This is a genomic window from Streptomyces sp. NPDC014801, assembly GCF_043082085.1.
Taxonomy (GTDB): Bacteria; Actinomycetota; Actinomycetes; order Streptomycetales; family Streptomycetaceae; genus Streptomyces.
This window is the reverse complement of sequence record NZ_JBIBXG010000003.1, coordinates 208,002-221,373: the sequence shown is the minus strand read 5'-3', so window position 1 is coordinate 221,373 and position 13,372 is coordinate 208,002. Positions and strand designations below refer to the sequence as shown.

At 74.9% G+C, this 13,372-nt stretch carries 11 protein-coding genes; 3 read left to right on the top strand and 8 right to left on the bottom strand.

What is annotated here, in order from left to right; translation table 11 throughout:
• From ACF1AL_RS07725 to ACF1AL_RS07715, 3 genes are all read left to right on the top strand, one after another.
• Nucleotides 1–2,133 (top strand): acetate--CoA ligase family protein, encoded by a 2,133-nt coding sequence (locus ACF1AL_RS07725; protein ID WP_391825543.1) that lies wholly within the window; start codon nucleotides 1–3, stop codon nucleotides 2,131–2,133.
• A gap of 221 nt (nucleotides 2,134–2,354) precedes the next feature.
• On the top strand, nucleotides 2,355–3,614 hold the full coding sequence (locus ACF1AL_RS07720) for an MFS transporter (protein WP_391825542.1): 1,260 nt from the start codon (nucleotides 2,355–2,357) through the stop codon (nucleotides 3,612–3,614).
• Between the two features lies 1 nt (nucleotide 3,615).
• Nucleotides 3,616–4,998 (top strand): OFA family MFS transporter, encoded by a 1,383-nt coding sequence (locus ACF1AL_RS07715; RefSeq protein WP_366836780.1) that lies wholly within the window; start codon nucleotides 3,616–3,618, stop codon nucleotides 4,996–4,998.
• Nucleotides 4,999–5,064: 66 nt separating this feature from the next.
• Here the strand turns inward: ACF1AL_RS07715 and ACF1AL_RS07710 are convergent, their stop codons facing one another.
• The 8 genes from ACF1AL_RS07710 to ACF1AL_RS07675 are packed head-to-tail and all read right to left on the bottom strand — an operon-like array spanning nucleotide 5,065 to nucleotide 13,316.
• The gene (locus tag ACF1AL_RS07710; RefSeq protein WP_391695444.1) at nucleotides 5,065–6,216 is read right to left on the bottom strand and encodes a sugar phosphate isomerase/epimerase family protein; all 1,152 of its coding nucleotides are present in this window, start codon (nucleotides 6,214–6,216) and stop codon (nucleotides 5,065–5,067) included.
• The gene (locus tag ACF1AL_RS07705; protein WP_391818656.1) at nucleotides 6,213–7,658 is read right to left on the bottom strand and encodes an alkaline phosphatase family protein; all 1,446 of its coding nucleotides are present in this window, start codon (nucleotides 7,656–7,658) and stop codon (nucleotides 6,213–6,215) included. The genes ACF1AL_RS07710 and ACF1AL_RS07705 overlap by 4 nt, the downstream gene beginning before the upstream one ends.
• Nucleotides 7,655–8,815, bottom strand: coding sequence for a metabolite traffic protein EboE (eboE, locus tag ACF1AL_RS07700; protein ID WP_391825541.1), 1,161 nt, complete (start codon nucleotides 8,813–8,815; stop codon nucleotides 7,655–7,657). The genes ACF1AL_RS07705 and eboE overlap by 4 nt, the downstream gene beginning before the upstream one ends.
• Before the next feature lie 5 nt (nucleotides 8,816–8,820).
• A complete protein-coding gene (locus ACF1AL_RS07695; protein WP_391825540.1) occupies nucleotides 8,821–9,669 on the bottom strand; it encodes a TatD family hydrolase in 849 nt (282 codons plus the stop codon).
• On the bottom strand, nucleotides 9,669–10,271 hold the full coding sequence (locus tag ACF1AL_RS07690) for an EboA domain-containing protein (protein ID WP_384205784.1): 603 nt from the start codon (nucleotides 10,269–10,271) through the stop codon (nucleotides 9,669–9,671). The genes ACF1AL_RS07695 and ACF1AL_RS07690 overlap by 1 nt, the downstream gene beginning before the upstream one ends.
• Nucleotides 10,268–11,116 carry a sugar phosphate isomerase/epimerase family protein gene (locus ACF1AL_RS07685; protein WP_391825539.1) on the bottom strand — a complete coding sequence of 283 codons (849 nt, stop codon included), beginning with the start codon at nucleotides 11,114–11,116 and terminating at the stop codon, nucleotides 10,268–10,270. The genes ACF1AL_RS07690 and ACF1AL_RS07685 overlap by 4 nt, the downstream gene beginning before the upstream one ends.
• Nucleotides 11,113–12,207, bottom strand: a complete 1,095-nt coding sequence (locus ACF1AL_RS07680; protein WP_391825538.1) for an SCO3242 family prenyltransferase — start codon at nucleotides 12,205–12,207, stop codon at nucleotides 11,113–11,115. Before ACF1AL_RS07680 ends, ACF1AL_RS07685 begins: the two co-directional genes overlap by 4 nt.
• Nucleotides 12,204–13,316 (bottom strand): inositol-3-phosphate synthase, encoded by a 1,113-nt coding sequence (locus ACF1AL_RS07675; protein WP_384205791.1) that lies wholly within the window; start codon nucleotides 13,314–13,316, stop codon nucleotides 12,204–12,206. Before ACF1AL_RS07675 ends, ACF1AL_RS07680 begins: the two co-directional genes overlap by 4 nt.
• Between the last annotated feature and the right edge of the window lie 56 nt (nucleotides 13,317–13,372).

The following is a 13,372-nucleotide window of genomic DNA, read 5'->3' as shown; positions in this document are numbered from 1 at the left end:
ATGGCCGAGGACCGAGAGCTGAGGGTGCGCGCATTGCTCGACGCCGTGCGCGCCGAGGGGCGCACCGCGCTCACCGCGCCCGAGGGCAAGGTGATCGCGGACGCGTACGGCATCGCCGTACCCGGTGAGGCGCTGGCGCGGGACGTGGACGAGGCGGTGGCGGCCGCGGCGCGCTTCGGCGGGCCCGTGGTGATGAAGATCGTCTCGCCGGACATCCTGCACAAGACCGACGCCGGCGGGGTCGTCGTGGGCGTGGAGGGCGCGCCGGACGTCAGGGCCGCCTTCCACCGGATCGTCGGGAACGCGCGGGCGTACGACCCGGGGGCCCGTATCGAGGGCGTGCAGGTGCAGGAGCTGCTGCCGCCCGGGCAGGAGGTCATCGTCGGCGCGGTCACCGACCCGACGTTCGGGAAGGTGGTGGCGTTCGGACTCGGCGGGGTGCTCGTCGAGGTGCTCAAGGACGTGACGTTCCGGCTGGCCCCGGTCAGCGGCGACGAGGCGCTGTCGATGCTCGACTCCGTCAAGGCGGCCGAGGTGCTGCGCGGGGTGCGCGGCCGGGCGGGCGTGGACCGGTGGGCGCTCGCCGAGCAGATCCGCCGGGTGTCCCATCTGGTCGCGGACTTCCCGGAGATCGCCGAGGTGGACCTGAACCCGGTGATCGCCACGCCGGACGGGGCGGTCGCCGCCGACATCCGGATCATTCTCGGGGACGGCCGGCCGGCCGCCCGCCGCGGCTACACGCGCGAGGAGATCCTCACCTCGATGCGCCGCCTGATGCAGCCCCGCGCAGTCGCCGTGATCGGCGCCTCCAACGAGCCAGGGAAGATCGGCCATTCGGTGATGCGCAACCTCGTCGACGGCGGTTTCGCCGGGGACATCCATCCGGTGAACCCCAGGGCCGATGACATTCTGGGCCGCAAGGCGTACAAGAGTGTCACGGACGTTCCCGGTGAGGTGGATGTGGCCGTCTTCGCCATCCCCGCCCGCTTCGTGGCCGGCGCCTTGGAGGAGGTGGGACGCAAGGGCATCCCCAACGCCGTCCTCATCCCCTCCGGTTTCGCGGAGACCGGCGAGCACGCGCTCCAGGCGGAGATCGTGGCCATCGCCGAGCGGTACGGCGTGCGGCTGCTCGGGCCCAACATCTACGGCTACTACTCCACCTGGCAGGACCTGTGCGCCACGTTCTGCACGCCGTACGACGTCAAGGGCGGGGTGGCGCTGACCTCGCAGTCGGGCGGGATCGGCATGGCGATCCTCGGTTTCGCGCGGGCCACCAAGACGGGGGTGTCGGCGATCGTGGGGCTGGGCAACAAGTCCGACCTGGACGAGGACGACCTGCTCACCTGGTTCGGCGAGGACCCGCACACCGAGTGCATCGCGATGCACCTGGAGGACCTCAAGGACGGGCGCGCGTTCGTGGCGGCCGCGCGGGCGACCGTGCCGAAGAAGCCGGTCGTGGTGCTCAAGGCGGGCCGCACGGCGGCCGGGGCGAGGGCGGCCGGCTCGCACACCGGGGCGCTCGCCGGCGACGACGCCGTGTACGACGACATCCTGCGGCAGGCCGGTGTCATCCGGGCGCCGGGCCTGAACGCCATGCTGGAGTACGCCCGCGCGCTGCCCGTGCTGCCCACTCCGCGCGGCGACAACGTCGTGATCATCACCGGGGCCGGGGGCAGCGGGGTGCTGCTGTCGGACGCGGTGACGGACAACGGGCTGTCGCTGATGGAGATCCCGCCCGACCTGGACGAGGCGTTCCGCCGGTTCATCCCGCCGTTCGGCGCGGCCGGCAACCCCGTCGACATCACCGGGGGCGAGCCGCCGTCGACGTACGAGGCGACGATCCGGCTGGGCCTGGAGGACCCGCGCGTCCACGCGCTCGTCCTCGGCTACTGGCACACGATCGTCACACCGCCGATGGTCTTCGCGGAGCTGACCGCGCGCGTGGTCGCCGAGTTCCGCGAGCGCGGCATCGACAAGCCGGTGGTGGCCTCGCTCGCCGGGGACGTGGAGGTGGAGGAGGCCTGCCAGTACCTCTTCGAGCGGGGGGTCGTGGCCTACCCGTACACGACGGAGAAGCCGGTGGCGGTGCTGGGCGCCAAGTACCGGTGGGCCCGGGCCGCGGGGCTGCTGTGACGGCCGGGGTCCCGACACGACCGGCCGGGGGTCCGGGGGTTGCCCCCGGGCGGAACAGCCCGCTGGGCCCGGGCCGCGGGGCTGCTCGGGGGTGGTTCATGAGGTGAGTGACGTACGGGACCGGCCGGCGGTGCGCGTCGGCCGGTCCCGGGACCCGCGCGCGCACGAAAGGCAATGGACAGGGGGCGCTGGCCAGAACTTTCGACGCAAGGGGTACAGCCGTGAGAACGACCGATCCCCCCGCCTCCCCGCTCTGCCGGGAGGTGCGGGACCGAAGGGGCCGCGTGTACCGGGTCGGCGAGCGCGACGCCGATCTGCTGGGCCGGGCCCGGATCTGGATGGTCGTCCTGCCCTGGGCGGGCATGGCGGGCATCAGTTGGGCCGGCGCCGCGTGCCTGGCGGCCCGGCCGGGGGCGCTGCACGTGTGGGTGCTCGCCCAGGCAGCCGTGGCCTTCCCGGCCGGGCGGCTGCGGGAGAGCGGCCGGCTCCCGGCGGGCCGGGCCGTCACCGCTGGAGCGCTCGGCGTCCTCGCCGCCTGTGTGACGCTCACCGGCCTGCCGGGGCCCGCGCTCGCCGACGGGGCGCGGCTCGCGGTCGCCGGTGCGGTGGGCGGCGCCGGTGCCGGGCTGGTGGTGGCGGTCTGTCTGACGCTGCCGGGCCGGTGGTATCCGGAACGCCGGGGCGGGCCGGCCGGGTGGGTGGTGAGCGGGTGCGCCGCCGGCGCCGTACCGTTCCTGCTCGGGCTGCGGCCGGCCGGGCTCGCGGTGACGGGCGCCGGGGCCTGCCTGGCGGTGGCGGCGGCCGGGCGGCTGCTGCGGGACCCGCCGCGCGACTGGTGGCCCCCGCACTCCTGCCCGCTGCGGGTGCCGGCCGATCCGCTCGCCCGGCGCGTCCGGGTGCGCAACCCTCCCGCCGTACGGCAGCACACGCCCGCAGAGGCCGCGCGCAGCCCGGTGCTGTGGCTGACGGGACTGTGTCTGCTGGGCGCGGCCGCGGTCGTCGTCCTCGACCTCCGACTGCCGGTGCCGCCCGCTCCCGCGGGCCTCGCGGCGGGCGGGGCCGCCGTCGCCGCGGCCGGGGCCGTCTCCGACCTCCTCGGGCGGCGCGCCACCCTCGTCGCGGCCTGTCTGGTGCTGGGCGCCGCACAGTTCGTGCTCGCGGCCGGCGCCGCCCGGCCGCCGCTGGTGGCCGGTGTGGCCGTGGGGCTGGCCGGCGGGGCGGTCCTCGCGCTGGTCACCGCGATGACGGCCGACCACTTCGGTGAGAACCACAGCGCGAGCGTCCACGGACTGCTCGCCGCCGCCTGGGCCCTGCCCGTCCTGTGCGCCCCCGCTGTCCGCACCCCGCACGGCGCGTTGCTCCCGGCGGGCTGCGCGGGGCTTCTCTGCGCCGCACTGGCGCTGTTCCTCAAGGCTCCGGGCCGGCTCATCGCCCGGCGCGTCCTCCCCAATCCCCACCCCCTCGGCGAGGAGATGGCCTGACATGACGGCTGATCCGATGGCAGCAAGGAACACGCCGGCCGACCCCGGCACGGCACAGCGCGCGTACCGTGAAGTGACCGACTCCCGGGGGCGGGTGTACCGCGTCGGCGAGACGGACCGGGACCTGCTCGGCCACTCGCGGAAGTTCATGGTGTACCTGCCGTGGATATCCATGATGGCGATCAGCGTCTCCGAGTACGCCTACGGCTCCGCGGAGGACACCCTCTCCCAGGCGCACGGCTGGACGCAGAGCAACACCTTCTGGATCCTCAGCGTCTGGGTGTTCTTCCAGGCGGGGATCGCCTTCCCGGCGGGCTGGCTGCGCGAGCGGGGCATCCTGACCGCGCGGCGGGCCATGTACACCGGCTCGGGGATGTGCCTGCTGGGCTTCCTGGCGCTGTCCCACCTCGACGACGTGCTCCTGGCGATCCTCGGCTTCGGCGTGGTCGGCGGAGTGGGCTCCGGGCTGGTCTACGCGACCTGCATCAACATGGTCGGCAAGTGGTTCCCCGAGCGGCGCGGCGCGAAGACCGGCTTCGTCAACGGCGGCTTCGCCTACGGCTCGCTGCCGTTCATCTTCATCTTCAACTACGCCTTCGACACCGGGAACTACGACGAGGTGCTGGACCTGATCGGCGTGTACGTGCTGGTCGTGGTGGCGGTGTGCGCGTTCTTCTTCAAGGACCCGCCGAAGAACTGGTGGCCGGCCGACATCGACCCGCTGTCGCACTCCGGGAACGGCAAGAGCGCGACGAGCCTGGCGAAGAACCCGCCCGCGGTACGGCAGTTCACGCCGAAGGAGGCGATCCGGACCGGCATGCTGCCGCTGATGTGGATCACCGTCGTGATGACGGCCGGAGTGTCGATCTTCGGGATCTCCTTCCAGGTGGACTTCGCCAAGGAGGTCGGTTTCGGGCCGCTGGTCGCCGCGTCCTCGATGGGCCTGATGGCCGTCATCAACGGCGTCGGCCGGGCGGTGGTCGGCTGGCTGTCGGACCTGTGGGGCCGCAAGATCACCCTGGTGTTCGTGATCGTGGTGCTGGGCCTCGCGCAGTTCGGCGTCATCTGGGCCGGGGACGTGAAGAACGAGTGGCTGTTCCTGTTCTTCGCGTTCCTGTCCGGCTTCGGCGGCGGCGCGTTCTACCCGCTGTTCGCGGCGCTCACCCCGGACTACTTCGGCGAGAACTACAACGCCACCAACTACGGCCTGGTGTACAGCGGCAAGCTGATCAGCGGCCTGTTCGGCGGCGGCCTGGGGTCCCTGGTGGTCTCGGCGTGGGGCTACAACGGCGCGTACGCGCTGGCCGGCGGTGTCTCGATGGTCGCTGCGGCGATCGCGCTGCTGCTGCGGCAGCCGGGGCGCGGCCGGGCCTCGGCCGGCTGAGGCACCCGGGCACATGAGGAGGGGCCTCCCCGTGACGCCGGGGAGGCCCCTCCTCATGGGGTCGTGTCACTTGCGGCGCAGGGCCGCCATGTTGCGGTAGCCGATCGCCGCGTGCTCCAGCGACTGCCCCGGGTTGGTGGCGCTGGGCGCGTTGTCCTGCTCGACCATCGGGTTGTGGTAGTTGCGGTGGCCGACGCGGGTGAAGAACGTGGTGTAGTCGATCACGCCGGTGCCGAACGGCACCATGTCGTAGCCCATGCCGTTGGTGGTGTTGACGACGCCGTCCTTGGCGTGGAAGAGCGGGTAGCGCTTGTTGTACCGCTCGACCAGGCCGGCCGGGTCGAAGATGTTCGTCTGCGTGGAGCCGTCGTGGGCGGTGTAGGTGCGGAACTTGTACTGCGCCACGTGCGCCCAGAAGACGTCCATCTCCAGCCACACCAGCTGCGGGTCGGTGACGGTGAGGAAGTACTCCAGCTTGCGCAGGCCGGAGCTGCGGGTCGGCCGGCCCTGGGCGTCGAGCGGGCCGCCGTCCAGCAGGAAGCCGTAGGCCGCGTCGTGGTTGTGGGTGTACAGCTTGATCCCGGCGGACCGGGCGATCTCGCCGAGGGCGTTCCACTTCTCGGCGGCCACGTCCCAGTCGGACTTGACGGCACTGGAGGTGGGGTCGCCACCGGTGCCCATGTGCGCCATGCCGAGGATGTTGGCGATCTCCAGGTGCTTCTTGAAGGTGTCCAGGTCGGCGCTGGTCAGCGGCCAGGACGGCGGGATGAAGCCGTGGTTGCCCTGGGCGCGCAGCCCGTAGTCGTCGAGCCAGCCGCGCAGCAGCTTCGCGCCCTGCACGGACTCCAGGTTCGCCCCGCCGGGCGCGTTGGCGTGCTGGCCGTAGCCCGCGAACTCGACCTGCCGGTAGCCGAACCGGGCCAGCTGCTCGAAGACGGCGCGGAAACCGGAGGGCAGGGTGGTGGTCAGCGGGTCGCGGCCGATGGCGTCGCGCACGGTGTACAGGATGATGCCGCGCTTGTCGGCGGGCACCAGCTCGTGGCCTCTGGCGGTGCCGCCGTCCGCGGCCGCCGGGGTGGCGGCGTGCACGGGGGCCGCGCCGAGGACGGGCGCGGCGATCGCGCCGGCCGCGACGGCGGTGCAGGTGCTCAGGAAGGAGCGGCGGCCGATGCCGAGGGAGCGGCGCAGCTGCTCGTCGGTGGTGTGCGTGTCGTTCACGGGTGCCTCTCTTCGCCAGTGTGCGCCGGTCCGTCCAGACCGGCGAGGTGGAGCACGAGGGACTTCACGTCGGTGGCCGCGACACGGTCACCGACGGCGCGGGGGGTGGAGCACAGGACGAGCGGACCGTCGTCGTCGCTCGTGGGGAGGCGGCCGTGGCTGCCGCGCACGGGTGCCGGGTCGAGGGGCACGACCGCCATGCGGTAGCGCAGGCCGAGCTTCTTGCGGGCCAGGGCGCCGGCCGCGCGGAGTTTCACATAGGGGTCGAGCGGGTCCATGAACAGCTCGGCCGGGTCGTAGCCGGGTTTGCGGTGGATGTCGACGAGCCGGGCGAAGTCGGGGGCGCGGGCGTCGTCGAGCCAGTAGTAGTACGTGAACCAGGCGTCCTCGTCGGCGACGGCCACGAGGTCGCCGGCGCGGGGATGGTCCAGGTGGTGGGCCTTCTTGCCCTCGTCGTCGAGGAGCTCGGCGAGGCCGGGCAGGCCGTCGAGGGCGGCGCGGGTGGCGGCCAGGTCCTCGGGGCGGCGGATGTAGACGTGGGCGATCTGGTGGTCGGCGACGGCGAACGCGCGGGAGGCCATCGCGTCGAGGTACTCCATGCCGTCCTGGGTGTGGACCTGGAGGAGCCCGGCGCGGCGCAGGGCCCGGTTGATGTCGACGGGGCGGCGCACGGGGGTGATGCCGTACTCGGACAGGGCGAGCACGGTACGGCCCTCGGCGCGGGCGTCGTCCAGCAGCGGGGCGAGCGCGGCGTCCAGGTCGGCGGCGGCGCGGTGGGAGCGCGGGTCGTCGGGGCCGTAGCGCTGGAGGTCGTAGTCGAGGTGGGGCAGGTAGCAGAGCGTCAGGTCGGGCCTGCGGGTGCGGTTGAGGTGGCGGGTGGCGTCGATGATCCAGCGGCTGGAGGTGAGGTCGGCGGTGGGTCCCCAGTAGTGGAAGAGGGGGAACGTGCCGAACTGCTCGGTGAGTTCGTCGTGCAGGGACGGGGGCCAGGTGTAGCAGTCGGGTTCCTTGCGGCCGTCGGCGTAGTAGACGGGACGGGGGGTGACCGTCCAGTCGGTGTCGGCGCCCATCGCGTACCACCAGCAGACGTTGGCGACCGTGTAGCCGGGGTGGGCGCGGCGGGCGGCGTCCCACACCTTGTCGCCCTCGATCAGCGCGTTGTGCTGCCGCCACAGCAGGACGTCGCCGAGGTCGCGGAAGTACCAGCCGTTGCCGACGACGCCGTGCCCGGCCGGGTGGGTGCCGGTGAGGAAGGTGGCCTGCACGGAGCAGGTGACGGCGGGCAGGACGGTGTCCAGCGGGGCGCGGGAGCCGCTGCCGGCGAGGGCCTTCAGGCGCGGCATGTGCTCCAGCAGCCGCGGGGTGAGGCCGACGACGTCCAGGACGAGCAGGGGCGTCGGCTCGGTGCCGCTCGGGGCGGCGTCCGCTTCGGGTCGGCTCACGGCAGCTCCTTCAGGCCGAGGTCGGTCAGCAGGTCGCGGGCCAGGGTCAGTTCGGCGGCGATGCCGTCGACGAGCCGGTCGCGGGTGCGGGGGCGCAGCTCGGGCGGCAGCGCCTGCCAGGTGTAGGTCTCGACCTCCAGGTGGCGGGTGAGCGGGTGCGGTCCGCCGGCCAGCCGGGCCAGGGCGCTCTTCAGGACGGGCAGGGTGGAGGTCAGGGGCGGGGCGGGGGCGGCGTGCAGCGGCACGTGGAAGTGGGCCCGCCAGGGCGCGCCGTCGGGCAGGGCGTCGCCGGTCACGGCCTCGTCGAGGTCGTCGGTGCCGCGCAGGCCGGCGGCGGTCAGGGTGCGGGTCTGGTGCAGGAAGCGGGGTTCGGCGAAGGCGGCCAGTGCCTCGCGCACCTCGGGCAGGTGCGGGTGCTCGGCGTGCAGGGCCGCGGACAGCTGCGCCTTGACGACGGGGACGCCGGCGGCGGTCAGGGCGTCCAGGGCGGTGTCCGGGTCCTCGAAGGAGGTGGCGAGGTGGCAGGTGTCCACGCACACGCCGAGGCGGGGGTGGCCGATCGCGGTCAGCGGGGCGAGGGCGTCGCCGGTCGTCTCCACCACACAGCCCGGCTCGGGTTCCACCGCGACCCGGACGGTGCGGCCGGTCAGCTCCGCGACGGCGTCGAGGCGTTCGCCGAGCCGGCGCAGCGCGTCGAGCGCGGGGCGGATGTCCGGCGTGGTGCGCCAGGCGAGCGGCAGGGTGGAGATGCTGCCCTCGGTGACGTCGTCGGGCAGCAGGCCCGTGAGGATGCGGGCGAGGGCGGTGGTGTACTCCAGCCGCTGCGGGTCGCCCCAGTCGGGCCGGTACACCCGGTACTTGACCTCCTCGGCGCCGAACCCCTCGTAGGGGAAGCCGTTGAGGGTGACGACCTCCAGGCCGCGCCGGTCGAGTGCGTCGCGCAGGCCGCGCAGGGCGGCGGGGTCGGCGGCGAGGGTCGCCGCCGCGTCCTGGGCGAGCCACAGGCCGATGCCGAGGCGGTCGCGGCCCAGGCGGCGGCGCACCGGCTCGCAGTGGTCGCGGAGCTGGGCGAGGACGCCGTCGAGGGTCTCGGCCGGGTGCACGTTGGTGCAGTAGGCGAGGTGGACGGTGGAGCCGTCGGGGTGGCGGAAGCGCATCGGCGTCACTCCCCGCCGCGCAGCACGGAGTTGCCCTCGTGGGTGGGGCCGGTGCCGGTCACGTCGAGCGCGAGGCGGCCGCTGAGGCCGTAGAAGTCGACCGGGTTGCGCCACAGGACGCGGTCCACGTCGTCCTCGGTGAATCCTTCCGCGAGCATCAGGTCGGCGACCTTGCGGATCTTCAGCGGGTCGCTGCGGCCCCAGTCGGCGGCGGAGTTGACCAGGACCCGCTCGGGGCCGTGGTCGCGCAGGATCGCGACCATGCGGGACTCGTCCATCTTGGTGTCCGGGTAGACGGAGAAACCCAGCCAGCAGCCGCTGTCCTTGGCCTCCTTCACGGTGGTCTCGTTGAGGTGGTCGACGAGGACCCGCTCGGGCGGCAGGGCCGACTCGCGGACGACGTCGAGGGTGCGGCGCAGCCCGGCGAGCTTGTCGCGGTGCGGGGTGTGCACCAGGGCGGGCAGGCCGTGGTCGGCGGCGAGCTGGAGCTGCGCGGCCAGCGCCTTGTCCTCGGCCGGCGTCATGGAGTCGTAGCCGATCTCGCCGACGGCGACCACGCGGTCCTTGACGAGGTAGCGGGGCAGTTCGTCGAGGACGGGCAGGCAGCGCGGGTCGTTGGCCTCCTTGGGGTTGAGGGCGATCGTGCAGTGGTGGGCGATGCCGTACTGGGCGGCGCGGAAGGGCTCCCAGCCGAGGAGGGAGTCGAAGTAGTCGTAGAAGGTGGCGGGCGCGGTGCGGGGCTGGCCCAGCCAGAAGGCGGGCTCGACCACGGCGCGCACGCCGGCGGCGTGCATCGCCGCGTAGTCGTCGGTGGTGCGGGACGTCATGTGGATGTGCGGGTCGAAGATGCGCATCACCGGTCCCCCTTCTCGGTCAGGGCGAGCACGCGGTGCAGGTCGCCGGGGACGGCACGGCCGGCGGCGGTGCGTTCGGCGGCGTAGTCGCGCAGCATGCGGGCGAGTTCGGAATCGCCGGCGGCGCGCCGGTCCAGGTCGGCGACCGCGTCCACGCTCACGCCGGTGAACAGGCACTTCAGTACGGCGTGCCGCCAGGCGTGCGGGGCGAGGTGGACGGCGGCGTAGGGGCCGACGGCGGCGGCCAGCAGCCGGGTGTCGTTGGTGCGCAGGGCGTCCTCGACGAGCGGCAGCGCCTCGGGGCCGGTCACCAGCCGGGGCAGCGCCCGCAGCACGGCGAGGCGTTCCTCGGCGGTGCCCTGGTGGTAGACGCGGGCCAGGGCGTCCGGTGCGGGGCGGGCCGCGGCGAGGATGAGGGCGCGGGCGGCCGCCGCGTGCTCGGGGCCGCAGCGCCGGCCGGCCTCGGCCAGGCGCAGCTCCCACACGGAGATCGGGCCGTGCGCGCCGGGGTGTGCGGCGGCCTCGTCCAGGGCCTGGTCGAGCCAGGCGCGGGCGGCGCCGGGGAGCCGCTCGCGCAGGTCGTCGACGGTGCGGTGGGTCATGAGGTGCTCCCTTGGGCGTGCCTGAGGAAGGGCAGGGAGAGGGCCGCGAAGTGCGGTCCCGCGTGGGAGTGGCGGGGCAGTTCGACGACGGTGAGGCCCCGGTAGCCGGTTTCGTCGAGGGCCTCAAGGACGGGCGGGAAGTCGATCTCGCCGTCGCCGAGGGGGAGGTGCTCGTGGACGCCGCGCCGCATGTCCTCGATCTGCACATGGCGGATCCAGGGCGCTGCGGCGCGCACACAGTCGGCGGGCGGCAGGGGCTCCAGGCACCGGCAGTGACCGATGTCGAGGGTGAGGCCGAGGGGTGCCGGGTCGCCGAGCAGGTGGCGCAGGTGGTGGAAGTCGTCGAGGGTGGCGAGGAGATGGCCCGGCTCGGGTTCGACCGCGAGCGGGACGCCGGCGTCGGCCGCCGCGTCCAGCACGGGCGCGAGGGCGTCCGCGAGCCGCTTCCAGGCGGTGTCCGGATCCGTGCCGTCCGGGGTGACACCGCTGAAGCAGTGCACGGCGTGCGCGCCGAGGCCGGCGGCGATCTCCACGGCGCGCAGCAGCAGGCCGGTGCGGCGGGCCCGGTCGCCGGGGTCGGCGTCCAGCAGGGAGGGGCCGTGCTTGCGGCGCGGGTCGAGGACGTAGCGGGCGCCGGTCTCCACGGTGACCGTCAGGCCGAGCGCGGCCAGGCGCCGGGCGACGTGCCGGGTGCGGGCGGCATGGTCGGGGGCCAGCGGGTCGAGGTGCATGTGGTCGAGGGTCAGGCCCACGCCGTCGTAGCCGAGGTCGGCGAGGAGGCCGAGGGCGTCGTCCAGGCGCAGGTCGGCGAGGCCGTTGGTGCCGTAGCCGAAGCGGAGGCTCATGTGATGCTCACCTTCCTCGCGAGGCGGGCGCCCAGGGGGGCGAGCGCGGCGACCAGCAGGGCGCCGGCCCGGGCGCCGGAGCGGGCGGCCAGCGCCGCCTGGAGCGGGACGGTGGCCCGGATGCCGGCGCCGACGGCGCGCTGGGTGAGCTGGGGCGAGGGGTTGAGGACGGCGTGGGCGTAGGGACGGGCGGCGGTGAGGGCGTACAGGGCGGCGAGAGCGGGGACCAGGGCGTCGGCCGGGCGCGGGGCGAAGGCGGCCGGGGCGGCGGCGTGCCGCGTCCGGGCGGCGGGCGCCCCCGCGGCGGGGGTCCGGGTGCCTGCCGGCCCCGCGGCGGGGGTCCGTGTGCGGGCCGTCCCGGCGGCGGGGGTCCGTGTGCGGGCCGGCCCCGCGGCGGGGGCCCGGGTGCGGGCCGTCGTCGGGTGCGCCGCGGTGCCGGTGGCGGGCGTGGGGCCCGGCAGCCCGCGGGTGGCTGCGGCGCCGCGGGCTGCCGGGAGTCGGTGGGCGAGCAGGGCGGTCGCCGCCAGGGCGGCCAGCGGGGCGACGGCGTTGCCGCCGCGGGCCTCCGTGCGGGAGACGGTCGTGACCGCGAGGGTGTGGGCGCCGAGCAGGGCCGCAGACGGCAGCGCCGCCCGGGTGCGGCCGGCGGTGGCGGCGCCCAGCAGGAGGTCGAGGGCGCGGGCCGCCGCCATGGCGGCCGGACCGGCCGGGGTGTGCTTGAGGGCCAGGTCGTACGCCCACACGGTGGCCGCGAGCGGGGCGGCGACCGTGAGGGCGGGGCGGCCGGCGCGGGCCGCGAGGCCCAGGCCGGCCGCCGTGAGCGCACCGGCCGCCGTGAGGGCCGCGGCGGGGCGGACGCGGCCGGACGGGAGCGGCCGGTGCGGGCGGTCCACGGCGTCCTCGGCGCGGTCCGCCCAGTCGTTGAGGGCCATGCCGGCCTCGTACAGGCACACGGAGGCGCCGACGGCGAGCAGCGTGCGCCGGCCGGGCCGTACGCCGGCGGCCGCGGCGCCCGCCAGGACGTCCCCGGGGACCGTGCACAGGGCGGGCAGCCGCAGCAGTTCGGCCCAGGCGCGCAGCCGGGGGCTCACCGCCGGTCCCCGCTCAGCCGCGCGGCGAAGCGCAGCAGCGCCGCGTACTGCTCCCCGAGCGCCGCCGGGCCGTCCCCCACCGGGTCCTTGAAGTAGAAGCCGAGGTCGGTGAGCGGGCCGCTCAGGCCCGCCTCGTGGGCGCGTGCGGTGAGCCGGGCCAGGTCGAGCACGAGGGGCGCGGCGAGGGCGGAGTCGCAGCCCTGCCAGATGGTCTGCAGGACCATGCGCGCGCCGAGGAAGCCGTCGAAGGCGACGTGGTCCCAGGCGGTCTTGAAGTCGCCGAGGGCCGGTACGTCGTCGATGTGCACCTCGCCCTCGGGGACGGTGCCGAGGGTGTCGGTCAGGACGCGTTCCTTGCCGGCGTTCTTGGCGGCCGCGGCGGCCGGGTCGGCGAGGGCGGCGCCGTCGCCGCCGCCGAGCAGGTTGGTGCCGGACCAGGCGCGCACGGTGAGCGCGCGCTGGGCGAACATCGGCCCGAGCACGGACCGCAGCAGGGTCTGCCCGGTCTTGCCGTCGCGTCCGGCGTACGGCAGTCCGCTCGCCGCGGCGGCGTCGGCCAGCGCGGGGTGGTGCAGTCCGGTGGAGGGGGTGAAGTTGACGTACGGGCAGCCGGCGCGCAGGGCGGCCGCCGCGTAGAGGGAACTCGGGGGCAGCTCCGCGTCGCGGGGTGCCGGTTCGGTGGAGGCGACGTTCACCACGACGACCCGTGCCAGCTCGTGGCGTTCGCGGAAGTCCCGCAGGTCGGCGGCGAAGGTGCCGATGAGCCGGTCGGCGGTGCCGGTGTCGCCCGACAGGGGTCCGCCGGGCCGGATCTCCCGGTCGGCGGCGGCGAGTTCGGCGGCGACGGCGGCGGGCAGGCCGTGCGGCAGCACGCCGGCCGACGCCAGGTGTTCGGCCCGTTTGGGCAGCGGGCAGTCGACGGTGTCGTGTCCGCCGAAGACCAGCGCGCCCAGCGGGGGCAGTCCGGCCGCGGCGAACGCCGGGCTCTCGGTGACCATCCCGGTCGGCGGGTGCAGGCCCGCCGTCAGCGCGGCGCAGCCCGCCACCACGGTGGTGGCGACCGAACCTCGGGCGCCGATCAGCCACACTCCGGTTCTGGACGCGGACATGGGCAGCCTCCTTGTCGCGTACGGGAAACCCGTGACGGGTGGGAAAGCGGCGGGCG

What these genes read in the sequence shown, in the direction of transcription:
- ACF1AL_RS07725 (WP_391825543.1), top strand. Translation starts at nt 1, where the DNA reads ATGGCCGAGGACCGAGAGCTGAGGGTGCGCGCATTGCTCGACGCCGTG.
- ACF1AL_RS07715 (WP_366836780.1), top strand. Translation starts at nt 3,616, where the DNA reads ATGACGGCTGATCCGATGGCAGCAAGGAACACGCCGGCCGACCCCGGC.
- eboE (WP_391825541.1), bottom strand. Translation starts at nt 8,815, where the DNA reads ATGCGCTTCCGCCACCCCGACGGCTCCACCGTCCACCTCGCCTACTGC.
- ACF1AL_RS07695 (WP_391825540.1), bottom strand. Translation starts at nt 9,669, where the DNA reads ATGCGCATCTTCGACCCGCACATCCACATGACGTCCCGCACCACCGAC.
- ACF1AL_RS07690 (WP_384205784.1), bottom strand. Translation starts at nt 10,271, where the DNA reads ATGACCCACCGCACCGTCGACGACCTGCGCGAGCGGCTCCCCGGCGCC.
- ACF1AL_RS07685 (WP_391825539.1), bottom strand. Translation starts at nt 11,116, where the DNA reads ATGAGCCTCCGCTTCGGCTACGGCACCAACGGCCTCGCCGACCTGCGC.
- ACF1AL_RS07675 (WP_384205791.1), bottom strand. Translation starts at nt 13,316, where the DNA reads ATGTCCGCGTCCAGAACCGGAGTGTGGCTGATCGGCGCCCGAGGTTCG.